Source organism: Pseudomonas sp. KnCO4 (assembly GCF_045344305.1).
GTDB classification, from domain to species: domain Bacteria; phylum Pseudomonadota; class Gammaproteobacteria; order Pseudomonadales; family Pseudomonadaceae; genus Aquipseudomonas; species Aquipseudomonas anuradhapurensis.
This window is the reverse complement of the sequence record NZ_CP174199.1, coordinates 5,201,197-5,225,584: the sequence shown is the minus strand read 5'-3', so window position 1 is coordinate 5,225,584 and position 24,388 is coordinate 5,201,197. Positions and strand designations below refer to the sequence as shown.

Below are 24,388 nucleotides of genomic sequence, written 5' to 3'. Positions count from 1 at the left end.
TGTTGGCGGTGATCAGGGAGCGGAAACGCCCGTGCGCAGCGGCACGGGCGTGGCTAGACAGGGTTTAGAAAACCGAGTTGTAGCCGCCCAGCTCGACCTGGACCGACTTGATGCGAGTGTATTGGGCCAGCGAGCTGATGCCGTTCTCACGGCCGACGCCCGATTGCTTGTAACCACCCACCGGCATTTCGGCTGGCGATTCGCCCCAGGCGTTGATCCAGCAGATACCGGCTTCCAGCTTGTGGATGATGCGGTGGGCGCGGCTGATGTCGTTGGTGCACACACCGGCGGCCAGGCCGTACTCGGTGTCGTTGGCACGGCGGATGACTTCTTCTTCGGTTTCGTAGGTGAGGATGCTCATCACCGGGCCGAAGATCTCTTCCTTGACGATGGTCATGTCGTCGGTGCAATCGGTGAACACGGTCGGGGCGACGAAGGCACCCTTGGCGAAAGCACCTTCGGTCATGCGCTCACCGCCGCACAGCACGCGGGCGCCTTCTTCCTTGCCCTTGGCGATGTAGCCGAGCACGCTTTCCATGTGCTGGAAGCTGACCAGCGGGCCGAAGTTGGTGTTCTCGTCTTCCGGGTTGCCAGCGCGAATGCGTGCAACGCGCTCGACGATCTTGGCTTCGAAAGCCGCCTTCATTGCCGCCGGGATGAACACGCGGGTGCCGTTGGTGCAGACCTGGCCCGAGCTGTAGAAGTTGGCCATCATGGCGATGTCGGCGGCCTTGTCCAGGTCGGCGTCGGCGCAGATGATCAGTGGCGACTTGCCGCCCAGCTCCATGGTGACTTCCTTGAGCGACGAGCTCGAGGCGCTGGCCATGACCTTCTTGCCGGTGGTGGTGCCGCCGGTGAAGGAGACTTTTTCGATGCGCGGGTGCTCGGTCAGCCAGGTGCCGACTTCGCGGCCGCTGCCGGTGAGCACGTTGAACACGCCGTTCGGCAGGCCGGCTTCGGTGTAGATCTCGGCCAGCTTGAGGGTGGTCAGCGAGGTCACTTCCGACGGCTTGAAGATCATTGCGTTGCCAGCGGCCAGGGCCGGGGCGGATTTCCACAGGGCGATCTGGATCGGGTAGTTCCACGCGCCGATACCGACGGTCACGCCCAGCGGCTCGCGGCGGGTGTAGACGAAGGACGACTCGCGCAGCGGGATCTGCTCGCCTTCGATGGCCGGTACCAGGCCAGCGTAGTATTCCAGCACGTCGGCACCGGTGACGATGTCGACGTAGCGGGTTTCCGAGTACGACTTGCCGGTGTCCAGGGTCTCCAGCATGGCCAGCTCGTCGTTGCGCTCGCGCAGGATGTCGACGGCGCGGCGCAGGATGCGCGAACGCTGCATGGCGGTCATCGCGGCCCAGACTTTCTGGCCGCGCTCGGCGCTTTCGACGGCCTTCTCGACGTCGGCCTGGGTGGCACGTTGCACGTGGGCGAGGACTTCGCCGGTGGCCGGGTTGATGGCTTCGAAAGTGGCATCGCTGCCAGCGTCGACGTAAGCGCCATCAATGTAGAGTTTTTGCGTTCCGAAACGGGCCATAGTGTCCTCGCAAGTGCAGTGTGTGGTTGGCTGCGCGTCACGCTCCTGCCGGGTCGACAAGTGCCGTGCGTGCTTGATCAGCAGCCTGGTCGTTGGTGTCCAGGGTGTGCTGTTTAGCCAGTTGTAGTTCCATGTATTCGTAAGCAATCCGTATCGCCTGGTCGGTGTCGAATGCATCACCCGACAGGGCCCCACGCAGCCACAAGCCGTCGATCAACGCCGCCAGGCCGCGGGCTGCCTTGCGCGCATGGTAGAGCGGCAGGGCGCGGCGGAACTGGCAGCACAGGTTGGAATACAAGCGGTGGTCGTTGATCCGCTGCAACCTGTGCAAATCGGGCTGGTGCATGCTGGAAGCCCAGAAGGCCAACCAGGTTTTCATTGCCGGGCCGTTCACCTGGCTGGCATCGAAGTTGCCCTCGATGATCACTTTCAGGTGGGCGCGCGGGCTGTCGTCCGTCAGGGCCTGGCGACGTGCTCGAACACCTTCGTTGAGCATGTTCATGATGTATCCCATCGTCGCTGCGATCAGGCCGTTCTTGTCCCGAAAGTAGTGACTGATGATGCCGTTCGACACACCGGCCAAACGGGCAATCAGCGCAATGCTGGCATCTCCCAGTCCGACCTGATCGACTGCCTGCAACGTGGCTTCGATCAACTGCTGGCGGCGGATGGGTTGCATACCGACCTTGGGCATCTTGCTATCTCCTCAGGCCTGCGAGCAGGCGACAGGCGCTGACTCGGCGAAGGCCAGTCTATTTTGTTTTGATTGAACGTTCAATCAATAAAGAATAAGCTCTGCGACAATTTGTGCCATTGACAGTTTTTCAGGCGGTCTAAGAAGCACGGATTGACACCCCAGGAAATCGCGTAACCCCCGGAATACAAGGCGTTGACGGGCATGAGCGATGCGAATGCAGATTCTGCCGTGCGCTCATCGAGCCTGCGGCAGGCCCTTGGAGCGGGCGGGGTGGGCTGTGGCTAATGCGCGCACCTCGACCGAGGCGTGGCAGTGGCGACGGGCCACCTGTCTGATTTTTTGCAACGTATCGATTCGGGATCACGGTTTCCAGGGTGCCTTTTATAACACCTGACGCAGTGGGGATATTCCACCAATTGCTCGGGAACACTGATTAGCCTCCATAGCCGCACTGCCCGGAGCATTCGTGCAATGAGTTCTGCCTCACTTACCAAACCCCCCGCCGAGAGGGTCCGGGTCAACCGCGTGGTGTTCTTCACCTCCGCGCTGATGATCCTTGTTCTGACTGCCTTGCTTATCGCTGTACCCGAAACTGCCGGCCAGGTGCTTGGCGTGGCCCAGAAGTGGCTGACGCGCACCTTTGGCTGGTACTACATGCTGGTGATCTGTGGTTACCTGCTGTTCGTCGTCTACCTGGCTTTCTCCGACTACGGCAAGCTCAAGCTTGGCGGCAAGGACGACGAGCCCGACTTCAGCTATGGTGCCTGGGCCGGCATGCTGTTCTCCTCGGGTATCGGTATTTCGCTGCTGTACTTTGGCGCCTCCGAGCCGCTGGACCACTACTTCAACCCACCGGAAGGTACCTCGGCCAGCCTCGAGGCCGCGCGCCAGGGCTTGCAGCTGACCTTCCTGCACTGGGGCCTGCATGGCTGGGCAATCTACGCCCTGGTCGGCCTGGCCGTGGGTTACTTCGCCTACCGTCACAACCAGCCGCTGGCCCTGCGTTCGGCGCTGTACCCGCTGGTGGGCGAGCGTTGGGTCAAGGGTGCTGCCGGCAACGCCGTGGACATCTTCGGCATGTTCGTGACCCTGCTGGGCCTGGTGACCAACCTGGGCATCGGCTCGATGCAGGTGGCCTCCGGCCTGGAATACCTGTTCGGCATGGACCACAGCAAGACCAACCTGCTGGTGGTGATTCTGGTCATGGCCGGGGTGGCCACCGTGGCGGCGGTCTCGGGTGTGGAAAACGGCATTCGCCGCCTGTCCAACCTGAACATCATGCTGTTCAGCGGCTTGCTGATCTTCGTGCTGCTGGGTGGCGAAACCCTGTACCTGCTCAACGGCTTCGTGCAGAACATTGGCGATTACCTCAACGGTATCGTGCTGAAGACCTTCGACCTCTACGTGTACGAAGGCTCGGGTGACAAGTCCGAGCGCTGGCTCGGCCTGTGGACCGTGTTCTACTGGGCCTGGTGGATTTCCTGGGGCCCGTTCGTAGGGATGTTCATCGCCCGTATTTCCAAGGGCCGCACCGTGCGCCAGCTGGTGATGGGCGTATTGCTGATCCCGCTGGGCTTCACCCTGGCCTGGTTGTCGATCTTCGGCAACACGGCGCTGGACCTGGTAATCAACCAGGGTGCGGTGGAACTGGGCAAGACAGCGCTGGAACAACCGTCGATGTCGATCTACCAGCTGCTGGAATACTTCCCGGCAGCCAAGATCGTGATCGGTGTGGCGGTATTCGTCGGCTTCGTCCTGTTCCTCACCCCGGCCGACTCCGGCGCGGTGATGATGGCCAACCTGTCCTGCAAGGGCGGCAAGGTGGACGAAGACGCCCCGCACTGGATGGTGGTGTTCTGGTCGGTGGTCATCACCCTGGTCACCATCGGCCTGCTGTTCGCCGGTAATTTCGAGGCCATGCAGACCATGGTGGTGCTGGCGGGGCTGCCGTTCTCGGTGGTGCTGGTGCTGTTCATGTTCGGCCTGTACAAGGCGATGAAACAGGACGTGGTGGTCGAGCAGGAGCGTGCCGAGCTGGCTGCCCGTGGCCGTCGCGGCTTCAGCGAGCGCCTGACCCAGCTGGAGCTGCAGCCGACCCAGGCGGTGGTGCAGCGCTTCATGGACAAGCACGTCAGCCCGGCGCTGAAAGATGCCGCCGCGCAGTTGCAGACCCTGGGCTTCGAGGTGGAAACCCGTGTTGGCCAGTCGCGCAACCTGATGGGCCTGCGGGTGATGATGGAAGAGGGTAACCCGTTCGTCTACGAAGTGAGCCTGGACGGCTACCTGGCGGCGCCGAGCGAAGCACCCGTGGAAGGCGAGCCGGAAGTCCGCCAGCGCTTCTATCGAGCCGAGGTGTACCTGCACGATGGCAGCCAGGAGTACGACCTGATGGGCTTCGCGCCGGAGCAGATCGTGCGTGACGTGCTGGACCAGTTCGAAAGCCACCGGCAATTGCTGGCGCGCGTCTACAGCTGATAGCGGTGCTGTAAGGCAAAAGGCCTTGCTCTGTGGAGCAAGGCCTTTTTGTTTGCGCTGAGCACTATGTAACGCGATGAGGCGCCAGGCGTGTTGCAGCCTCCTGGTTTTTCACGGAGGCATGCGCGACATGAACAGTACCTACAACCGCACGTTCGATTTCAAACAGGCTGTCGCCAGGCAATTCGCGGGCCGGCCAAGCCTGCGCCAAGTCGCCAGCGAAGAGCTGCTGAAAGTGATGCTGGTCGAATTGCCATGGCTGGTCGACGTGACGCCCGCGCTGTCAACCGGCGAGCCGTTGGTACTCGACAGCCCCGACCCCGACACGCCGCACTGGACCACCCAGCCTTTGCTCGAACGGGTGTTGCAAGCACTGCTGGACCCTGAGTTGCTGAGCATCGAACCCTTGGCAGACGGGCGGCATTACAACCTCGGGCTTACCGGCGCATATCGTTTTCCAGGGTCTCGCAACGAACTGGATACCCGGCGGTTGGAGGGCCTGTCGCCCGCGTTGAATGAATTGGTGGCGTGCTTGCCACAACGTTTTGCCGAGGCCCAGCTCCGCTACTGGGCGGCTGAAGGTAGTTCGGGCGTGAGCCGCGACCGCTGGTTGCAGCTGTTGCTTAAAACTGCCCTGCTGCGCGGGTTGCCCCTGCAAGGCCTGGACAAGCAGGAGCAGGCCTGCATTCGCGGGCTGATCCGCGCCGGTGCCGACCAGCCGCCGGTATTTTTCGTTCAGGCGCAACTGACCCGTGCCGGGCTGCAATACGATGAGCCACTGTGCCACTTGCTGGTGCTCGGCGAGTGGGATGAGCGGCAGGTCGTGTTGTGGTGCGCGCCGTCGGGCGTGGTGCGCAGCTTTGCCTCGCTGGCCGCATTCGGTGACGCTCTGCGCGATGAGCTGGCGCAACGCTACACCTTCGAGCAGATGAGCTGGCAGCGCTACCCTGTCGAGGGTAACGTGTTTGCCCTGCAGGTTTCCCTGCTGCTTGAAACGCTGTTCCACAGGGTTGACCAGGTGCGCTGCAGCGGGCTGAAGGACATTGCGCATCTTGAGCAGCGTTTCGCTCAACTGAGTGATCTTTCGTCGTGGTTTGTCAGTTACGATAACGACACGCCTGCGGTTGGGCTGCCATTGGGTTTGCGCGCCAGTACTGCCCAGGACAGTTTTGCCTGGTGCGCCGCGTTACTGCAGATTGCGGTGTGCCAGCTCGACAGCGACGGTGTCGCTGCGCTGGACGGCGTCCAGTCGCTGCAGGCGTTCACCCGGCAGCAACTGGCGCAGCAAATCAGCCAGGATTACGCAGATGACGTTTCACCAGACGACTTGCTATTGGACCTGTACCAGGCGCAAGGCGTACCGGGCGGTGCGGCAACCGGTACCGGCGGGGGGGAGCCGCTGACATTCGCCGGTCGCAAGAGCCTCTGCGAGTTTGCCATCGGCAACCTGACGTCCCTCAAGGGGGCAAGCATCGAGCAGGTTCACCGCCGGGATGGCAGCCCCGCGCCAAGCTGGCTGACTGCCGATGTGGCCAGGCAGCTGGTGGCCAAAGTGGATATTGGTTGCCATTACCCGAACTATGTCGCCACCCAGCTGGACGATCCTGCCACGCGTGCGGACCGGGTCAAACGGTTTGCTCTCGAGTGGCGCAGCGCAATGCTGGCCAGCGCGGTCACCGCCAAGCTCGATCGCAAGGTCTCGGAGGCTGGGCTGCAATGCGTGGTTGATTTCTGCGCCGGGCATGTGGACCCGGAAACACCGCGCATGACGCTGCTCCCCCTGGCATTCAAGCGCAGTTCGACGTCGCGGCTAAGCGACCAGGTGCGCGGCATGTACATCCTGTTTTGTGCCGAGCCGTCACTGGTGCTGCTGTATCGCCCGTTGTTCCGCCAGGACACCCTGCGTGAATATGCCAGCCTTGCCGCCTTGCTGGAGCATGTGCGCACGTCGCCGTTGTTGCAGACCAGCATCGTTGACTGGATGGACCCGCAGGTTCGTTCCATCTATCAGAACGGTGGGTTCAAGGAGCCGCACATCGCCGTTATCGGTATCGATTTCTACACGGCGCCGGCAACACCGGAACCCGCCAGCCTGGCTATCGGGTACTGGCGCAACAACCTGGACGAGAGATTCTACAAGGCCAACCGCGACCTGCTCGTGGAGCTTGCCGACGAGCAATCGGTATCCAATGCCGAGAACCGTTGGCGGACACTTGGCGAAGGCGCCTGGCTGCTGTTCGATGTGGTGACGCTGCTGATTCGTGGCCCTGTGGCTTCGGTGGCCTGGCTGGTGCAACTGTTGGGCGCATTGGAAAACGACCTGCAGGCACTTGAGCAGGGTGACGAATTCGGCCGTTCGGCCGCAGTTGTCGACTTGATGCTGAACATCGGCATGGCGTTGCTGCATACGGGCAGGAAGGGAGAGGCCCCCACGCTCCATGAATTACCAGGAGCAGATGCTTTCGAAGGGCCTGGTGCGCAACGTGGGGCCTTTGCCGAGATTACTGTAGCCCCTGTGCAGACGACTGTAGCCGCCGGCGCAGCGCTGCCCGGTCGCTGGCAAGATCTGGCCTGGCGGGGGCAGAATGGTTTCAACTTCTACTCCTCGGCACAGCGCAAGGCACTCCGGGCGATGCGTTCCAGTGTCTCGCTCGACGGCCTGGAACCGTTGAGCCGCGGGCCAGCTGCCGGTTCGTACCGTATCGATGACAAGTATTACGTGGCCATGGCTGGGGATGTCTATCAGGTCGGGCGATTGCAAGTTGGCATGCTGATAGTCGGGCCCGACGGCACCTTGGGGCCGCGGCTGAAACTTGAAAATGGCGCGTGGCGTGTTGATAGCGGGTTAGCCAACTTCGGCGGCATGAATCAAAGCGCTACATCGGGCTGGCTGGCAAAGCGGTTCCAGAAGTTGCATGAAAAGATCAATGAACTGGACAAGCGAGCCATCAGTGCGAGACAGGCGTTTGGTGAAAAAGCCACGAACTCGCTGAAAACCAAGAAAGAGCTGCAAACCTTGAAAAACCTGAGGGAAACGGCTGCCGCCAAATTAGCCTCGCTGCCGCAGGGTGATGCAGCTGCACAAATGCAGGATCTGCTGAAGCTGTACGATGAGCGCATTGCCAAGAAGGAGCAGGACAGCCTCCAGGCGATAGACCTGTCTATTCAGGAACTGGAGGCCGCAGTCCGTGCCGAACAGGAACTGCTGCCTTTGCTGACGAGCCTCAAGGAACCGAAATATGCCAGTGAACGGCAGAAGGGTAGCTGGGATGCCATTCTCTCACAGCATGAGACGAATGTTCGCGAGGGCCTGATCCGCGACACCGATTTCGTCATCACCGAGTTGTGGAACCTCGTGGATTACCCGCAACTCGTCGAAATGCAAAAAGCTCTAGATGGGCGGCCAATTGCTGAAGTTTCAGAATTGTACCGGCAGTTTCGCCGCAGGCTGGGAATCGTCGTCGACCTGCAGGCGCGCATACTGCAGGGCTTTGAGCAGCTCGATCATGTGTTGGCTGGTACCGATGCGGGATTGGCGATTACCAGTGTGGCAGGGAAACCTCCTGCCACCGTTGCGCAATTGATTGCCTCGCGTAGCGTCAGCACGGTTCAACTGCGTTTTCACCAGGTAATGAACCTGGCTGACCTTACCCTGCACCTAGACAGCGAGACTGGGCAGGAAACGCTTGCCGGCTACCGGGAAGAGCTGGCGAGCCAGAGCTTGCGAAATGCGGCTGACGCCCACGGTGAGTTGGATTTTGCCAACCTGCCGGCGCAGGACCGGATCGTCATCCTGCAGGAAGCCTGGGATGAATATTCCGCCGCACTGTTCAACAGTGACCGAATTCTCAACGAGGGCAGCGAGCTGATCGAGCCTGCCATGCTCGAGCGATACCGAGAGCAGCTTGGCAAGCTCAAGCTGGATGCGGGTAGCCGCCTGGTCGAGGCGGTTCGCGAGCAGGATGAAGGCATCGTGCCGGTCAGGCGTTCGCCCTATCAGGTGTCCAGCAAAAAGCAAAAGGTGGTACGCAATAAACAAGGCCAGTTGCTGATCGGTACCGAGATTGAAGGAGAGCCACTGCTTGAGGTGCGTGAGGGAGTAAGCAATGTATTACTGGCCACGTTCGAGAAGGTAGGGGGCGAATGGCAAGAGCGTGTGGAGGAACAACCTTCACCGGCTGAAGCGTCATCGCCTGGTGACTTGGCCATGTGGGTACAGTCACTGCTGGACGACGGCAAAGCGCTTAGGTTGAAGGCCGAGTCGTACGTTGCAAACGATATCAAAGATTCCGTGCTTATCGGGTTGTTCGACCGGCAGCTGAGAAAGCTCGACCAGGCTGCCAGTACGGTAGGCGATGCGGGCGGCAACAACGCGTTGCTCAAAACTCTGGAGAAAGAAGCGGATGAGTTGCGCACGGATAAAAGGCTCAAGCTCACCAGGCTTTACACCGACACCAATTATCCCTCTGCCGAAGCCCTGGCTTTCCTCCATGCCGAGAACCTGATCGAGGTGGTATACAACGAACGGCGAACCATGCAGAACAACAGTGCATTTGACGAATACAAGGTGCTGCGCTTGCCGGGCAAGCGTAATCTGTGGGCTGCGCATTTCCATTTAGCCTCGCCTAGCGCTGTCGCCACAGATTTCGTCGTCGGCCACCTGAAGACCTGGAGCCAGCGCCGCATGAGCAACTACCAGGCTGCACAGGCGGGCCAGCGGCTGCACCGTGGCAAGCTCACGCTGGAGCAGGCCCAGGGGATCATCCCTTTCCAGTGAGTGGTAACCGTTGAAGGGCTTTCTTCAGTGGTTGGCGTAGCGTCCATTCTTGCCATGCCCCGGCATGGCAAGATTGCTGCGTACGGCAATCATCTGCCTGAGCCTGATCAGTTCGATTCCCTGGCTTTCCAGCCGTGGCAGCTCGTGCTCCAGCACTTGCAGCGTCTGTGGGTAGGGGTGCCCGATCAGCACCGCTGAGCCTTGCTTGCGAGCGAGGCTGATGCCTTGCCGAAGCTGCCCGGCAATGGCTTCGGTGGTGCGCACGTCGTCGAGAAACACATCCCGCGAGACATGCGCCAGGCCTTGTGCCTGAGCTTCGGCAGCGGCCACCGTGGCCGCACTGGTGCGGCTGTCGACGAAGAACAGATGGCGCCGTTGCAGCTCGCCCATCAGCCAGGCCATGGGCGCGCGCTGGGCTGTCATGCGGCTGCCCATGTGATTGTTGATGCCTGCAGCGTAGGGCACCTTGGCCAACGCGCTGTCCAGGCGCTGCGCCAGCTGTTCGATGGGGAGGCCAGGGTGCCAGGCATAGGGCCCGTCGGCCGGGTCCATGGGCATGTGCAGGATGACCGTCTTGCCGGCCTTGTGTGCCTGACGGGCGAAGTCGGTGGCATGCGGGGTGTCGGGCATGATCGCCATGGTCACCGGCCCGGGCAGGGCCAGGGTGCGGCTGTCGCGTTCGGGGCTCTGGCCCAGGTCGTCGATGATGATGCTCATGTAGGCCTTGCCGGCCGGTGCCGCGTGCGCGACCCCGGCCAACAGACAGAACAACAGACACAACAGATAACGCATGGGGTGGGTCAGTCGCCCTTGGTGATGTTCAGGCCCTTGAGCAGGCTCAGGGCCTGGCTCAGCTGGAAGTCGTCATCCTGTGGGCGCTCCTTGCGCTTGCCGCTGCCGGTCGGGCGGTCGGCGCCGCCGTTGCCGTTGCCCAGGTGGCCCTGCAGGTCGGCTTCCTTGAAGTTGTCGGTGTCGGCTTCGGCAGTGAGCTTGGCCGGGCGTACTTCGATGTCGGGGACGATGCCCTGGGCCTGGATCGAGCGACCATTGGGGGTGAAGTACAACGCAGTGGTCAACTTCAGGGCACGGTCGTTGGCCAGCGGCAGCACGGTCTGCACCGAGCCTTTGCCGAAGCTGTCGGTGCCCATCAGCACGGCGCGTTTCTGGTCTTGCAGGGCGCCGGCGACAATTTCCGAGGCCGAGGCGCTGCCGCCGTTGATCAGCACCACCAATGGCACGCCTTCGCTGGCGTCGGCCGGGTCGGCCGAGAAGCGCAGCTCGGAGTTGGCGATGCGGCCCTTGGTGTAGACGATCAGGCCCTTGGTCAGGAAATGGTCGGCCACTTCCACCGCCGACTGCAGCACGCCACCGGGGTTGTTGCGCAAGTCCAGCACTACACCACGCAGCTTCTTGCCGTTGTCCTTGCGCAGCTTGGCCAGCGCCTTGCCCACTTCGTCGCCAGTCTTGACCTGGAACTGGGTGATGCGAATGTAGCCGTAGTCGTTTTCCAGCAGCTGGCTCTTCACGCTCTTGACCTGGATGACAGCACGGGCAAGGGTGACGTCGAACGGGGTACCGCCATCGCGCACCAGCGTCAGGGTGATCTTTTCACCGACCTTGCCGCGCATCTTGTCGACCGCCTCGGTCATGGTCTGGCCACGGGTCGGGGCGCCGTTGATCTTGACGATCAGGTCGCCCGCCTGCACGCCGGCACGCGAGGCCGGGGTGTCATCGATGGGCGAGACCACCTTGATGAAGCCGTCCTCCTGGCCCACTTCGATACCCAGCCCGCCAAACTCGCCGCTGGTGCTTTCCTGCAGCTCCTGGAAGTCCTCGGGGCCGAGGTAGGCCGAGTGCGGGTCGAGGTTGCTGAGCATGCCCTTGATGGCGTTTTCCAGCAGGGTCTTGTCGTCCACCGGCTCCACGTAGGCCGCCTTGATGCGGTCCATGACCTCGGCGAAGGTACGCAGCTCCTCAAGCGGCAGCGGGGCCTTGGCGGTCACCTCGGTGGCCGGTACCGCTGCCGGCTTGGCCGGCTCTGCGGCAGTAGCCAGGGGCGCGCCCACCGCCAGGGCGATGGACAGGGCCAGCTGGGTGAGACGAGGCGAGTGCAGCATGTCGAACGAACTCCTGATCCTGTAGGCGCTCCCTGCGGAGCATCGGCGTGGCCCGTGGGCTACGCCGTAGAAATTTGACTACTTTTCGTACAGAGCCTAGCCCCGGCACCATTGCGAAGGGTCGGTAGGCCGGCCCTGCTGGCGAATGGCGAAATACAAGCCGGCAGCATCCTGGCCGCCGCTGTCGCCAACGGTGGAAATGGCTTCGCCGGCCTTGACGATGTCACCGGCGCTCTTGAGCAGGCTCTGGTTATGCCCATACAGGCTCAGGTAACCGTTGCCATGGTCGAGGATGACCAGAAGCCCGGCACCGCGCAACCAGTCGGCGAACACCACGCGCCCGCCGTGCACGGCACGTACCTGGGTGCCCGGGCTGGCGCTGATCATTACCCCGTCCCACTTGGCACGGGCATCGCTGCCGCGGGCATCACCGAAGCGTGCCAGTAATCGACCATTGACTGGCCAGGGAAGTTTTCCCCGTGCAGCAGAAAATGCGCCACCGTAGCTCGCGCCGTCGCTGGAAACCATCGGGCCCAGGGTGGTGCGGGCTTTTTTCGGTGGCTCTGCGGGTTCGCTGTCTTGCTCGCGCGCGGCGGCCGCAGCCAGGGCTTCCTGCTGGCGGCGTTTTTCCGCCTCCTGCTGGGCCAGCAAGGCTTTCTTGCGCGCCTCTTCGGCCTCGCGGGCCTGGCGGGCAAGGGTTTCCTCGATGGTCTTGAGTACTTTGGCCAGGTCGGCCTGGTCCTGCTCGCGCGACTGCAGCTTCTGGTCGCGGTCCTTCATGTCGCTGTTGAGCTTGGCCAGTACCTGCTGGCGTTTGCCACGCTCGGCTTCAAGGGCCTGGCGGCGGCTGTCGAGATCGGCGCGCTGGGCCAGCAGCTGCTCCTGCTGGGTGGCAATGTCCTTCTCCACGTTGGCCAGCTGGCGCAGGGTTTCGTTGAAGGTGCGCAGCTGCTCCAGGCGCGCCTTGCTCAGGTAGTCGTAGTAGGTGAGGGTGCGGGCAAACTTCTCGGGGTTCTGCTGGTTGAGCAGCAGCTTGAGATATTCCTCACGGCCATTCTGGTAGGCCGAACGGGCCTGGATGGCAATCAGTCGTTGCTGTTCAACGCGGGCGCTCTGGAGTTTTTTTTTCTCGGTATCAAGGCGCTCCAGCTCGCCCTCGGTCTTTTTTAGTTCTTGCTGCAGCGCCTCCACCTGCTTTTCGAGGTTGCCGATATCGGTCTCGGTAGCTTTGAGGTCCTTCTGCACACCGGCCTTTTCTTCCTGGAGCTTGCTCAGCGTCTTCTTGAGCTCGGCAATATCCTGGCGGGTGGCGTCCAGTTGCTGCTGGGTCTGTGCACGCTCATCGGCAAAGGCCGGACTGAGCAGGCAGGACAGGGCTAGGAGGATCAGGGCGCGAAGCATGGGGTTTGGCGTACCAAGGATGGAGACTGGCCTAGTATGCCCGCGTGGGCGTGCAAAAAAAACGCCTCGCTGCGGGTGCAGGGGGGCGTTTGTCTGGAATTCATGTGGAAGGGGGCTGCTGTGCAGCCCCCAGGCGCACGATCAGGCGTCCACCAGGATTGAAGTACCGGTCATTTCCACTGGCTTCTCCATCCCCAGCAGCTTCAGCATGGTCGGCGCCACGTCGGCCAGCACGCCGCCATCACGCACTTTCAGGTTGCGCTTGCCAACATAGATGAACGGCACCGGCTCGGTGGTGTGCGCGGTGTGCGCCTGGCCGGTGCTTTCGTCTTCCATCTGCTCGACGTTGCCGTGGTCGGCGGTGATCAGTGCTTCGCCACCCACCTTGTCCAGCGCGTCGACGATGCGGCCGACGCAGCCATCCAGGGCCTCGACAGCCTTCACTGCCGCCTCGAATACGCCCGTGTGGCCAACCATGTCGCCGTTGGCGTAGTTGACCACGATCACGTCATAGCGTTGCTGCTCGATGGCTTCGACGATGCGGTCGGTCACCTCCGGCGCGCTCATTTCCGGCTGCAGGTCGTAGGTGGCGACCTTCGGCGACGGGATCAGAATGCGCTCTTCGCCTTCGAACGGCTCTTCGCGGCCACCGGAGAAGAAGAAGGTCACGTGTGCGTACTTCTCGGTTTCGGCGATGCGCAGCTGGGTCTTGCCGTTTTTCGCCAGGTACTCGCCCAGCACGTTGTTCAGGCTGGCCGGTGCAAAGGCGGCAGGTGCCGGGATCTTCGCCGAGTACTGGGTGAGGCCGATGTAGGCTGCCAGCTTGGGCAGGCGGGCGCGCGGGAATTCGTTGAAATCGGCTTCGACGAATACACGCGATAGCTCGCGGGCACGGTCGGCACGGAAGTTCATGAACACCACGGCGTCGCCATCTTCGACCTTGACCGCATCGCCGATGCGCGTGGCTTTCACGAACTCGTCGCTCTCGTCACGGGCGTAGGCCGCTTCCAGGCCTGCCAGGGCGGTGTCGGCGGTGTACTCGGCAGCGCTGTCGACGATCAGGTTGTAGGCGGCGCTGACGCGGTCCCAGCGGTTGTCGCGGTCCATGGCGTAGTAACGGCCAATGAGGCTGGCGATGCGGCCCTTGCCCAGCCTGGCGAAGGTGGCGTCAAGCAGTTCGATGGACGATTGCGCGCTGCGTGGTGGCGTGTCGCGGCCATCGAGGAAGGCGTGCAGGTAGATCTTTTCGGCGCCCCGTTGCGCAGCCAGTTCGGCCATGGCAACCAGGTGGTCCTGGTGGCTGTGCACGCCGCCGTCGGACAGCAGGCCGAGAATGTGCACGGCCTTGCCGGCATTGGCTGCCTTGTCTACCGCAGCGGTCAGCACCGGGTTTTCGAAGAACTCGCCGTCGCGGATGGCCTTGGTTACCCGGGTGAAGTCCTGGTAGACGACGCGCCCGGCGCCAAGGTTCATGTGGCCGACTTCGGAGTTGCCCATCTGCCCGTCCGGCAGGCCGACATCCATGCCCGAGCCGGAAATGAGGCCATGCGGCTGGCTGGCGCGCAGGCGGTCATAGACCGGTGTATTGGCGGCGTAGATGGCGTTGTATTCGGGGCTTTCGCTGTGGCCGAAGCCATCCAGGATGATCAGGACCAGGGGTTTGGGCGTACTCATCAATCAAACTCACGGTTGTTCAAAGATGATAAAGACACGCATTTTAGGGCAAATACGCCAGCGGCGGCGAATATTCGTCCCATCCCCCGACCGGCGCGCACGGGCTGGCAGGATGAAGGTGGCTTTGCCGCCGGCCCGTCGGGCTTTGGTGGTAATAAGGGGCTGTGTATACTGGCCGACATTTTCAATCGCCTGGAACACCGCTGATGGTTGCTCACCTGATTCAATTCGCGACAGATCACTACATCCTGGTTGCGATCTTCGTTGTTCTGCTGGTCCTGCTGCTGCTCAATGAAATCCGTCGTGGCGGCCAGAGCTTGAGCAATGGCCAGCTGACCGCTCTGGTCAATGCTGACAAGGGCCTAGTCCTCGACATCCGCCCGTCCAAGGAATACGCCGCAGGTCATATCGTCGGCGCGATCAACATTCCGCAGGACAAAGTGGTCAACCGTCTGAGCGAGCTGGAAAAGCACAAGGCCAAGACCCTGATCGTCGTCGACGCCATGGGCCAGCAGTCGGGTGCTGTCTGCAGCGAGCTGCTCAAGGCTGGTTACACCGCCGCCAAGCTGAGCGGTGGCGTTTCCAGCTGGAAAGCCGATAACCTGCCATTGGTGAAGTGATATGAAGCCCGTCATCGTCTACTCCAGCGACTACTGCCCCTACTGCATGCGCGCCAAGTACCTGCTCGAGAGCAAGGGCGTGGCCTTCGAGGAAATCAAGGTCGACGGCAAGCCACAGGTTCGTGCCGAGATGAGCCAGAAGGCCGGCCGCACATCGGTGCCGCAGATCTGGATCGGCAGCACCCATGTCGGTGGATGCGATGACCTCTACGCCCTGGAGCGCGCCGGCAAGCTCGACGCGCTGCTGGCGGCCTGATTTGCCCAGCATTCAAAAACATTAGGATAAGGACCTGCCATGACTGACCAACAGACCAACGGCGCTGCTGCAGAAGACAACAGCCCTCAGTTCTCCATGCAGCGCATCTATGTGCGCGATCTGTCGTTCGAGGCCCCGAAAAGCCCGCAGATCTTCCGCCAGTCCTGGGAGCCGAGCGTAGCCCTGGACCTGAACACCAAGCAGAAGGCCCTGGAAGGCGACTTCCACGAGGTGGTGCTGACCCTGTCGGTCACCGTGAAAAACGGCGAAGAGGTTGCGTTCATCGCTGAAGTGCAGCAGGCCGGTATCTTCCTGATCAAGAACCTGGATGCGGCTTCGATGAGCCACACCCTGGGCGCGTTCTGCCCGAACATCCTGTTCCCGTACGCCCGTGAGACGCTGGACAGCCTGGTGACCCGCGGCTCGTTCCCGGCCCTGATGCTGTCGCCGGTCAACTTCGATGCCCTGTATGCGCAGGAAATGCAGCGCATGCAGGAAGCCGGCGAAGCGCCGACCGTGCAGTAATAGCTGCCGGTATCAGGAAAGCGCCTCTCGGGGCGCTTTTTTGTTGCCTGTGCCGGCCCTTTTCGCGGGCGCGCCCGCTCCCACAGGTAGGGCGCCGCTTTCAAGTGTTGCGCTGTACCTGTGGGAGCGGGCATGCCCGCGAAAAGGCCGGTACGGGTGCAAGATCAGCTCCCGGCGAACCCGTTCTGCCGCCACGCCTCATACACCGTCACTGCCACGGTATTGGACAGGTTCAGGCTACGGCACCCTGGCCGCATCGGCAGGCGCAGGCGCTGTTCGCCCGGCAGGCTGTCCAGCACCTCGGCTGGCAGGCCTCGGCTCTCCGGCCCGAACAGGAAGGCATCGCCCGGCTGGTAAGCCACTTCGTGAAACGGCCGCGAGCCCTTGGTGGTGAACGCGAACAGCCGTGGGTTGCCGAGGCTTTCCAGGCATCCGGCCAGGCTCTCGTGGCGCTTGAGCGTGGCATACTCGTGGTAATCCAGCCCCGCGCGTCGCAGGCGCTTGTCATCCAGTTCGAAGCTGATGGGCTCGATCAGGTGCAGGTCACAGCCGCTGTTGGCGCACAGGCGAATGATGTTGCCGGTATTCGGCGGAATTTCTGGTTGAAAAAGGATGACGTGAAACATGCACGGCTCCAAGCGTGAAGATGACGGGCATTCTACCCCTGAACCTGACGTGCGTTCGAAAGCGTTGCCGCGGGTGATGCTGTCGCTGGCGATTGTCGGGGTAATGGTGGGGCTGATGATCGGCCGCCTGACCGCGCCCGAGGAACGCGAACTGCAGCAGGTGCAGGTGGTACAAGATGGCCTGGAGCTGTGGTTCAACGCCGAGCCCCAGCTGCACGGTGAGAATGTCGAGGGCACGGTGGCGTTGCTGTTCCAGGCTCAGGGCAAGGGCCAGCAGGGGCAATTGAGCCTGCAAGGCAAACCGGTGAGCTGGAAAGTGCAGAGGAGCAAGGAAGGCTTGCTGCTGACGGTGGTCGCCGCGCGCCCTCTGCGCGGCGAATGGGCCGGTGCAGAGGACGCGGGGCGCTGGCGGGTGCAGGTGAAGCTGCACGAATAAAAGAGGGGATTTCCCGGCCTGCCTGTACCGAGGTCCCCAAAACGGGCGGTGTTGCGAATAAAAGAGGGGTTCACCCGGCCTGCCTGTACCAGGGCCCCCGAAACTGGGTATGTATTGCTTATTGCAGGGGCCGTGCCAAGTTTGAAGAGCCCGCGAATACTGGGCTTTCATGGGGATTTGGCCGGTTTTGAGGGGATTTGTGCCTTCGGGAGGTGCATCGGGCACAGGATCGGTGCATCGGGGGCTGAAATGGCTGGGGCCGCTGCGCGGCCCCATCGCGACACGAGGCCGCTCCTGCAGGAGAATGAGCTGCGCCCCAGATGGAGGACAGTTGGCCAACATCTGGGGCGCAGCTCAGAACGCGATCAATTGTAGGAGCGGCCTTGCGTCGCGATGGACTGCGCAGCAGCCGCAAAGATCGAAGGGGTTATACGCTGGTCAGTGGTCGTCACCCTCTTCATCATCGCCACCCGCCACGTTCATCCCCAGCTCCTTGATCTTGCGTGTCAGGGTATTGCGCCCCCAACCCAGCAGCAGCGCCGCGTCGCGGCGACGCCCGGCGGTATGCTTGAGCGCCGTCTCGATCATGATCCGCTCGAAGCTCGGCACGGCGCTGTCGAGCAGGTTCGACTGGCCACGGGTCAGCGCCTGGTCGGCCCACTGGCGCAGCGCCTGTTCCCAGTTGGTGACCGGTGCAGCATCCTGCGGCAGGTTCAGCAGCTCGGGCGGCAGGTCGCCGATCAGCACCTCGCGGCTGGAGGCCATCACGGTGATCCAGCGGCAGGTGTTCTCCATCTGGCGCACATTGCCCGGCCACGGCAGATTGCGAATGAACTCTTCTGTTTCCGGCTTCAGGATCTTCGGCTCGACCGCCAGTTCCTGTGCGGCACGGGCCAGGAAGTGACGGGCCAGGGCCGGTATGTCTTCGCGCCGGTCGGCCAGCCGCGGGATGTGGATGCGGATCACGTTCAGGCGGTGGAACAAGTCCTCACGGAACTTGCCGGCTTGTACCAGCGACTCCAGGTTCTGGTGGGTGGCGGCGATGATGCGCACGTCGACCTTGACCGGCACGTGGCCGCCCACGCGGTAGAACTCGCCATCGGCGAGGACCCGCAGCAGGCGGGTCTGGGTGTCGGCGGGCATGTCGCCGATCTCGTCGAGGAACAGCGTGCCGCCATCGGCCTGCTCGAAGCGGCCGCGGCGCAGGTTGGCTGCGCCGGTGAAGGCGCCTTTCTCATGGCCGAACAGTTCCGATTCCATCAGGTCCTTGGGAATGGCGGCCATGTTCAGGGCAATGAACGGTGCCGCCGCGCGCGGGCTGTGGCGGTGCAGGGCATGCGCCACCAGCTCCTTGCCGGTACCGGATTCGCCATTGATCAGCACGGTGATGTTGGAGTGGCTGAGGCGGCCAATGGCGCGGAATACCTCCTGCATCGCCGGTGCTTCACCGATGATCTCCGGGGTGCGCGCAAGGTTCTGTGGCACGTCCAGCCCTTGTTGTTCCTGGGCGTGCTGATTGGCGCGTTTCACCAGCGAGACCGCTTCGTCCACGTCGAATGGCTTGGGCAGGTACTCGAAGGCGCCGCCCTGGTACGACGCCACGGCGCTGTCCAGGTCGGAATGGGCGGTCATGATGATGACTGGCAGGCGCGGATGCTGTTCGCGAATCTGCGCCAGCAGGTCCAGGCCGCTGGTGCCGGGCATGCGGATATCGGAAATGATCACGTCCGGTTGCTGGCGTGCCAGGCGGCCCATCACGCCGTCAGCGCTGTCGAAGCTCTGGGTGGTCATGCCTTCCTGTTGCAGGGCTTTTTCCAGGACCCAGCGGATGGAGCGATCATCGTCGACGATCCATACGGTTTCACTTCGGCTCATGAGGCGGTGGCTCCTTGTTCCAGAGGCAGGTAGATCGAAAAGGCGGTGTGGCCTGCATGGCTTTCACACTCGATCAGGCCCTGGTGCTGGCTGATGATGTTCTGGGTAATGGCCAGGCCCAGCCCGGTACCGTCCGGGCGGCCGCTGACCATGGGGTAGAAGAGGGTGTCCTGCAGTTCCGGCGGGATGCCGGGACCGTTGTCGATGATTTCCACGCGTGCCACCAGGCGATGGCGCACGTGGCCGATGGTGAACTGGCGCAGGGCCCGGCTGCGCAGGGTGATGCGGCCCAGGCGCAACTCGTTCTGCGAACTGATTGCCTGCATGGCGTTGCGCACGATGTTGAGCACGGCCTGGATCATCTGCTCGCGGTCGATCAGCACGTCCGGCAGGCTGGGGTCGTAGTCGCGCACCAAGGCGATGCAGCCCTGGCTTTCCGCTTCGACCAGGCTGCAGACCCGCTCCAGTACTTCGTGAATGTTGGTCATGGCCAGCGACGGCAACTTGTTCGAACCGAGCATGCGGTCGACCAGGTTGCGCAGGCGGTCGGCCTCTTCGATGATCACGTTGGTGTAGTCGCGCAGGCCTTCCTCGGGCAATTCGCGCGCCAGCAGCTGGGCGGCGCCGCGAATGCCGCCGAGGGGGTTCTTGATTTCGTGGGCGAGGCCGCGCACCAGCATCTTGGTGGTTTCCTGCTTGCTCAGCTGGGCCTCTTCCTTGGTGATGCGCAGCAGCCGGTCACGCGGGTGTACTTCGAGCAGCAGCAGGGTCTGGCCCAGGTGCAGGATTGGCGTTACCGCGTAGTCGACGGTGATGGTCTGCCCGGTCAGCGAAGTGAGCTGCGCTTCGCGCTTGGTGAATGGGTGCGCCTGCTCGACTGCCTGGCGCAGTGAGCTGAGAGCCTCGCTCGATTCGGTGAACAGCTCGCTGATGAACTGCCCGTGGCTGCGCTGCCCACTGACCGCCAGCAGCATTTCCGCAGCCGGGTTCATGTATTCCAGGCACAGCTCGGCATTGAGCAGTAGCGTGGCAGTGGTCAGGTTGTCCAGAAGCAGACGGTGCTGTGCATCGCTGATGGTCATAAGGCGTCGTTGACCTCTTTTGGCGCTTGTCGACGATGGCTGTGGCCAGGGCCGGACGCGCTGTGGAATCCGCTGATGCAAGCAAAATGCAAGAAACAAACCAAGGCTCCGAAAAGAAGCGGATTTTGCCTGTCAGCGCCCAGAATTGCGCTAATTCGGGCCAGAATGCCTTGATTTATCGGTTCTTGTGACCTGTTTTGGGCGACGGCAGCGGCGGTTGGTACACATTAATGCACCAATATGGAGCATAGAGGAATTTGGAGCCTGTGGGCTCGTGGGTGCGCGCAACAGATCCGCTGCCGGCGACTCAGCCTGCCGCAGGCGTGGCCGTTCCCTGTTCCGGCACCCGTTGTGGGCATTGTTCCGCTGGCGTGAAGGGCGCGATACCTGTGGCGCTGGCATAGAACACCAGGATTTCGGCGGGCGCTTCTGCAGTGTGCCCTCGATGCAGGCCGCCTACGATCTCGGCCAGGGCATCGCCTGCATTGAGCATTACCCGTATGCCAGCAGCGTTTTCGACTTCGATCTGTCCAGCGAGCAGGTAGCCGGCATTGGGGGCCAGGTGGCAATGCCAGTCCATGGTCGTGCGCGCAGGTATGCGGATCTTCATCAGCGACAGTTCGGGGCGACCGCTGGGGTAGGTCGTGTAGGGTGTCTGGTCCCAGGCCACTTGCGTGCGCAGGAGGGTCTTGGCTTCTATCGCGTCCGCTTGTGCCGGGGGGGTGTCGCAACCTGCGATGAACAAGGCAGTGAGCAGGAGTAGTGCTGTGCGCATGGCAATCTCCTCGTTTCAGGAGAGTGGATTGTGCGGACTCAGCGATGGCCTTGTTTGTAGGAAGCATCTGAATCGGTGGGGCTTGAAACAAAAACGGCCTTCAGGAGAAGGCCGTTTCCGGTGAGCTCATCGACGCAGGCGCGCCGATCAGATCAGCAGCTGTAGTACAGCTCGTATTCCAGCGGGTGTACGAAGGTGCGGACCTTGATCTCTTCTTCGCTCTTCAGCTCGATGAAGGCATCGATGAAGTCGTCGGAGAACACGCCGCCCTTGGTCAGGAACGCACGGCCTTTGTCCAGCTCTTCCAGGGCTTCTTTCAGGCTGCCGCAAACCTGTGGGATGTCCTTGGCCTCTTCAGGCGGCAGGTCGTACAGGTTCTTGTCGGCCGCATCGCCTGGGTGGATCTTGTTCTGGATACCGTCCAGGCCGGCCATCAGCAGGGCCGCGAAGGCCAGGTATGGGTTGGCCGATGGGTCCGGGAAGCGTGCTTCGATACGGCGGGCTTTCGGGCTGCCGACGTAAGGAATACGGATCGAGGCGGAACGGTTGCGGGCGGAGTAGGCCAGCATTACCGGGGCTTCGAAACCTGGGACCAGACGCTTGTAGGAGTTGGTCGACGGGTTGGTGAAGCCGTTCAGGGCCTTGCCGTGCTTGATGATACCGCCGATGAAGTACAGGGCGGTGTCGGACAGGCCGGCATAGCCTTCGCCAGCGAAGGTGTTCTTGCCGTCTTTCCAGATCGACATGTGCACGTGCATGCCCGAGCCGTTGTCGCCATACAGTGGCTTCGGCATGAAGGTGGCGGTGCGGCCGTAAGCGTCGGCAACGTTGTGCACCACGTATTTCAGGGCCTGTACTTCGTCAGCCTTCTTCACCAGGGTGTTGAACTTGACGCCGATTTCGTTCTGGCCGGCAGTCGCCACTTCGTGGTGGTGGACTTCGACGGTCTGGCCCATTTCTTCCAGTGCGTTGCACATGGCAGTACGGATTTCGTGGTCGTGGTCGAACGGCGGGACTGGGAAGTAGCCGCCTTTCACGCCCGGACGGTGGCCCTTGTTGCCGCCTTCGATGTCAGCGCCGGTCATCCACGAGCCTTGCTCGGAGAAGATCTTGAACATCGAACCGGAGATGTCCGACTGGAACTTCACTTCGTCGAAGATGAAGAACTCTGGCTCGGGACCGGCGAATACGGTGTCACCGATGCCGGTGCTCTTCAGGTACTCTTCGGCGCGCTTGGCGATGGCACGCGGGTCACGGTCGTAGCCCTGCATGCTCGACGGGTCGACGATGTCGCAGGTCAGGATCAGGGTCGGTTCTTCGGTGAACGGGTCCAGTACGGCAGTTTCGTCGACCGGCATCAGGATCATGTCGGAGGCTTCGATGCCTTTCCAGCCAGCGATGGAGGAACCGTCGAACATCTTGCCGACTTCGAAGAAGTCGTCGTCCAGCGCATCACGCGCCGGCATGGTCACGTGGTGCTGAGTGCCTTTGGTGTCCGTGAAACGCAGATCAATCCACTTGACGTCATGATCTTTGATGAGTTGAACCGACTTCGACATGTTGTCCTCCGGATGGTCTAGGGCGCGGTGGGCCGCTGCCCTGGAAAAAGGGTGTTGCCGGGCGCGGATAGTCGGCCAAGCGTACCTGCCTCACAAGGGAGCAAATTGCATGCCAGTGCCCGAAAATGGCGAGTGCGGGATAAAAAGGGGCGTTTGTAGGCATCTGCCAGGCTTGGAACGAGCGAGCGTGCACTCTTAGGAGGCAGAAATTCAGTGTAGAGCACCAAACAAGTGCACGGCGTAACGTGCGTGCTTTGTTTGAGGGCCTCATCGCGGATAGATCCGCTCCTACCGGGTGTGCGCTCGCGAAGAGGCCGGCACAGGCGCCGCAAATCCTGCTTCGTGCATTTATCTGAAAGCTTCTGATCAAAAGTTGGTCAAATCCTGAGCAATTTCCGCTATAATTCGCGCCCCTCATTTTCGGCAGGCCCTGCGCGCGCTGTTAACCAATGAAACTTATCGTCAAAGTCTTCCCAGAAATCACCATCAAGAGCCGGCCGGTGCGCAAGCGCTTCATCCGCCAGCTCGGCAAGAACATCCGCAACGTGCTCAAGGACCTCGACCCTGAGCTCGCGGTGGAGGGTGTCTGGGACAACCTCGAAGTGGTCACCCGCGTCGAAGACGAGAAAGTCCAGCGCGAGATGATCGAGCGCCTCACCTGCACCCCGGGTATCACCCATTTCCTGCAGGTAGAGGAGTACCCCCTGGGTGACTTCGACGACATCGTTGCCAAGTGCAAGCACCACTTCGGCCACTTGCTGGCTGGCAAGCACTTCGCCGTGCGCTGCAAGCGCGGTGGCCACCATGACTTCACCTCGATGGACGTCGACCGCTACGTCGGCAGCCAGCTGCGCCAGCAATGCGGCGCCGCCGGTATCGAGCTGAAGAACCCGGATGTACTGGTGCGCATCGAAATCCGCGACCAGCGCCTGTACGTCATCCATAGCCAGCACAACGGCATCGGCGGCTACCCGCTGGGTGCCCTGGAGCAGACCCTGGTGCTGATGTCCGGTGGCTTCGATTCCACCGTGGCGGCCTACCAGATGATGCGCCGTGGCCTGATGACCCATTTCTGCTTCTTCAACCTCGGCGGCCGTGCCCACGAGCTGGGCGTGATGGAAGTGGCCCACTACCTGTGGAAGAAGTTCGGCAGCAGCCAGCGCGTGCTGTTCATCAGCGTGCCGTTCGAAGAAGTGGTCGGCGAGATCCTCAACAAGGTCGACAACAGCTACATGGGCGTAACGCTCAAGCGCATGATGCTGCGTGGTGCGGCCCATATGGCAGACCGCCTGCAGATCGATGCGCTGGTGACCGGCGAGGCGATTTCCCAGGTGTCCAGCCAGACCCTGCCGAACCTGTCGATCATCGACTCGGCCACCGACAAGCTGGTGCTGCGCCCGCTGCTGGCCAGCCACAAGCAGGACATCATCGACCAGGCCACCGAGATCGGCACCGCCGACTTCGCCAAACACATGCCAGAATATTGCGGCGTGATCTCGGTGAACCCGACCACCCATGCCAAGCGTCACCGCATGGAGCATGAAGAAAAGCAGTTCGACATGGCCGTGCTGGAGCGCGCCCTGGAGCGGGCCAAGTTCATTTCCATCGACCACGTGATCGATGAGCTGGGCAAGGACATCGAAATCGAGGAAGTGACCGAGGCGCTGCCCGGCCAGATCGTCATCGATATTCGTCACCCCGATGCCCAGGAAGACCAACCCCTGGTGCTGGACGGTATCGAAGTCCAGGCCATGCCGTTCTACGCGATCAACAGCAAGTTCAAGCACCTGGATGCCAACCGCCAGTACTTGCTGTATTGCGACAAAGGTGTGATGAGCCGTCTGCACGCACACCACCTGCTCAGTGAGGGACATGCCAATGTGCGTGTTTATCGTCCGGCATAAGACGCCAGGGCTGTATGGCGGCAGCATCCGCCATCGCCCTCCCGACCATCGG

18 protein-coding genes are annotated in these 24,388 nt (G+C 62.1%); 7 read left to right on the top strand and 11 right to left on the bottom strand.

Going from position 1 to position 24,388, the window contains the following annotated elements:
* Positions 1-64: 64 nt before the first annotated feature.
* Both betB and betI read right to left on the bottom strand, forming a co-directional pair.
* Complete coding sequence (betB, locus tag ACJA3S_RS24080; protein ID WP_186684284.1) at positions 65-1,537, bottom strand: betaine-aldehyde dehydrogenase; 1,473 nt, start codon at positions 1,535-1,537, stop codon at positions 65-67.
* Between the two features lie 37 nt (positions 1,538-1,574).
* The gene (betI, locus tag ACJA3S_RS24075; protein WP_406820236.1) at positions 1,575-2,231 is read right to left on the bottom strand and encodes a transcriptional regulator BetI; all 657 of its coding nucleotides are present in this window, start codon (positions 2,229-2,231) and stop codon (positions 1,575-1,577) included.
* Between the two features lie 531 nt (positions 2,232-2,762).
* Here betI and ACJA3S_RS24070 point away from each other — a divergent pair.
* Both ACJA3S_RS24070 and ACJA3S_RS24065 read left to right on the top strand, forming a co-directional pair.
* Positions 2,763-4,709, top strand: a complete 1,947-nt coding sequence (locus ACJA3S_RS24070) for a BCCT family transporter (protein ID WP_406822303.1) — start codon at positions 2,763-2,765, stop codon at positions 4,707-4,709.
* 130 nt (positions 4,710-4,839) lie between these two features.
* Positions 4,840-9,486 (top strand): dermonecrotic toxin domain-containing protein, encoded by a 4,647-nt coding sequence (locus ACJA3S_RS24065; protein ID WP_406820235.1) that lies wholly within the window; start codon positions 4,840-4,842, stop codon positions 9,484-9,486.
* A gap of 24 nt (positions 9,487-9,510) precedes the next feature.
* Here the strand turns inward: ACJA3S_RS24065 and ACJA3S_RS24060 are convergent, their stop codons facing one another.
* The 4 genes from ACJA3S_RS24060 to gpmI form a co-directional block, all read right to left on the bottom strand.
* Positions 9,511-10,278 carry a divergent polysaccharide deacetylase family protein gene (locus ACJA3S_RS24060; RefSeq protein WP_406820234.1) on the bottom strand — a complete coding sequence of 256 codons (768 nt, stop codon included), beginning with the start codon at positions 10,276-10,278 and terminating at the stop codon, positions 9,511-9,513.
* Between the two features lie 8 nt (positions 10,279-10,286).
* Positions 10,287-11,603, bottom strand: coding sequence for a S41 family peptidase (locus ACJA3S_RS24055; RefSeq protein WP_170033300.1), 1,317 nt, complete (start codon positions 11,601-11,603; stop codon positions 10,287-10,289).
* 96 nt (positions 11,604-11,699) lie between these two features.
* Positions 11,700-13,004 carry a murein hydrolase activator EnvC family protein gene (locus ACJA3S_RS24050; RefSeq protein WP_406820233.1) on the bottom strand — a complete coding sequence of 435 codons (1,305 nt, stop codon included), beginning with the start codon at positions 13,002-13,004 and terminating at the stop codon, positions 11,700-11,702.
* 141 nt (positions 13,005-13,145) lie between these two features.
* Positions 13,146-14,681 (bottom strand): 2,3-bisphosphoglycerate-independent phosphoglycerate mutase, encoded by a 1,536-nt coding sequence (gene gpmI / locus ACJA3S_RS24045; protein ID WP_406820232.1) that lies wholly within the window; start codon positions 14,679-14,681, stop codon positions 13,146-13,148.
* Positions 14,682-14,884: 203 nt separating this feature from the next.
* On the opposite strand from gpmI, the gene ACJA3S_RS24040 reads away from it, so the two are divergent.
* From ACJA3S_RS24040 to secB, 3 genes are read left to right on the top strand one after another with little or no spacing between them, the layout of a single operon-like run.
* Positions 14,885-15,298, top strand: coding sequence for a rhodanese-like domain-containing protein (locus tag ACJA3S_RS24040; protein WP_406820231.1), 414 nt, complete (start codon positions 14,885-14,887; stop codon positions 15,296-15,298).
* A gap of 1 nt (position 15,299) precedes the next feature.
* Positions 15,300-15,554 (top strand): glutaredoxin 3, encoded by a 255-nt coding sequence (gene grxC / locus ACJA3S_RS24035; RefSeq protein WP_003249204.1) that lies wholly within the window; start codon positions 15,300-15,302, stop codon positions 15,552-15,554.
* A 39-nt stretch (positions 15,555-15,593) separates the two neighbouring features.
* The gene (secB, locus tag ACJA3S_RS24030) at positions 15,594-16,079 is read left to right on the top strand and encodes a protein-export chaperone SecB (protein ID WP_225779571.1); all 486 of its coding nucleotides are present in this window, start codon (positions 15,594-15,596) and stop codon (positions 16,077-16,079) included.
* Positions 16,080-16,243: 164 nt separating this feature from the next.
* Here the strand turns inward: secB and trmL are convergent, their stop codons facing one another.
* Positions 16,244-16,705 carry a tRNA (uridine(34)/cytosine(34)/5-carboxymethylaminomethyluridine(34)-2'-O)-methyltransferase TrmL gene (gene trmL, locus ACJA3S_RS24025; protein WP_170033290.1) on the bottom strand — a complete coding sequence of 154 codons (462 nt, stop codon included), beginning with the start codon at positions 16,703-16,705 and terminating at the stop codon, positions 16,244-16,246.
* Between trmL and ACJA3S_RS24020 the strand changes: the two genes are divergently transcribed.
* Positions 16,704-17,141 (top strand): hypothetical protein, encoded by a 438-nt coding sequence (locus ACJA3S_RS24020; protein ID WP_406820230.1) that lies wholly within the window; start codon positions 16,704-16,706, stop codon positions 17,139-17,141. The two genes, trmL and ACJA3S_RS24020, sit on opposite strands and share 2 nt — an antisense overlap.
* Positions 17,142-17,579: 438 nt before the next feature.
* Here the strand turns inward: ACJA3S_RS24020 and ntrC are convergent, their stop codons facing one another.
* From ntrC to glnA, 4 genes are all read right to left on the bottom strand, one after another.
* Positions 17,580-19,016: a nitrogen regulation protein NR(I) gene (gene ntrC / locus ACJA3S_RS24015; protein WP_170033286.1), complete on the bottom strand. Its 1,437-nt coding sequence runs from the start codon at positions 19,014-19,016 to the stop codon at positions 17,580-17,582.
* The gene (gene glnL / locus ACJA3S_RS24010; RefSeq protein WP_170033284.1) at positions 19,013-20,098 is read right to left on the bottom strand and encodes a nitrogen regulation protein NR(II); all 1,086 of its coding nucleotides are present in this window, start codon (positions 20,096-20,098) and stop codon (positions 19,013-19,015) included. The genes ntrC and glnL overlap by 4 nt, the downstream gene beginning before the upstream one ends.
* Before the next feature lie 307 nt (positions 20,099-20,405).
* Positions 20,406-20,873, bottom strand: coding sequence for a cupin domain-containing protein (locus ACJA3S_RS24005; protein ID WP_406820229.1), 468 nt, complete (start codon positions 20,871-20,873; stop codon positions 20,406-20,408).
* Positions 20,874-21,025: 152 nt separating this feature from the next.
* Positions 21,026-22,432, bottom strand: coding sequence for a type I glutamate--ammonia ligase (glnA, locus tag ACJA3S_RS24000; RefSeq protein WP_170033280.1), 1,407 nt, complete (start codon positions 22,430-22,432; stop codon positions 21,026-21,028).
* A 449-nt stretch (positions 22,433-22,881) separates the two neighbouring features.
* On the opposite strand from glnA, the gene thiI reads away from it, so the two are divergent.
* Positions 22,882-24,336, top strand: coding sequence for a tRNA uracil 4-sulfurtransferase ThiI (thiI, locus tag ACJA3S_RS23995; RefSeq protein ID WP_406820228.1), 1,455 nt, complete (start codon positions 22,882-22,884; stop codon positions 24,334-24,336).
* Positions 24,337-24,388 lie beyond the last annotated feature (52 nt).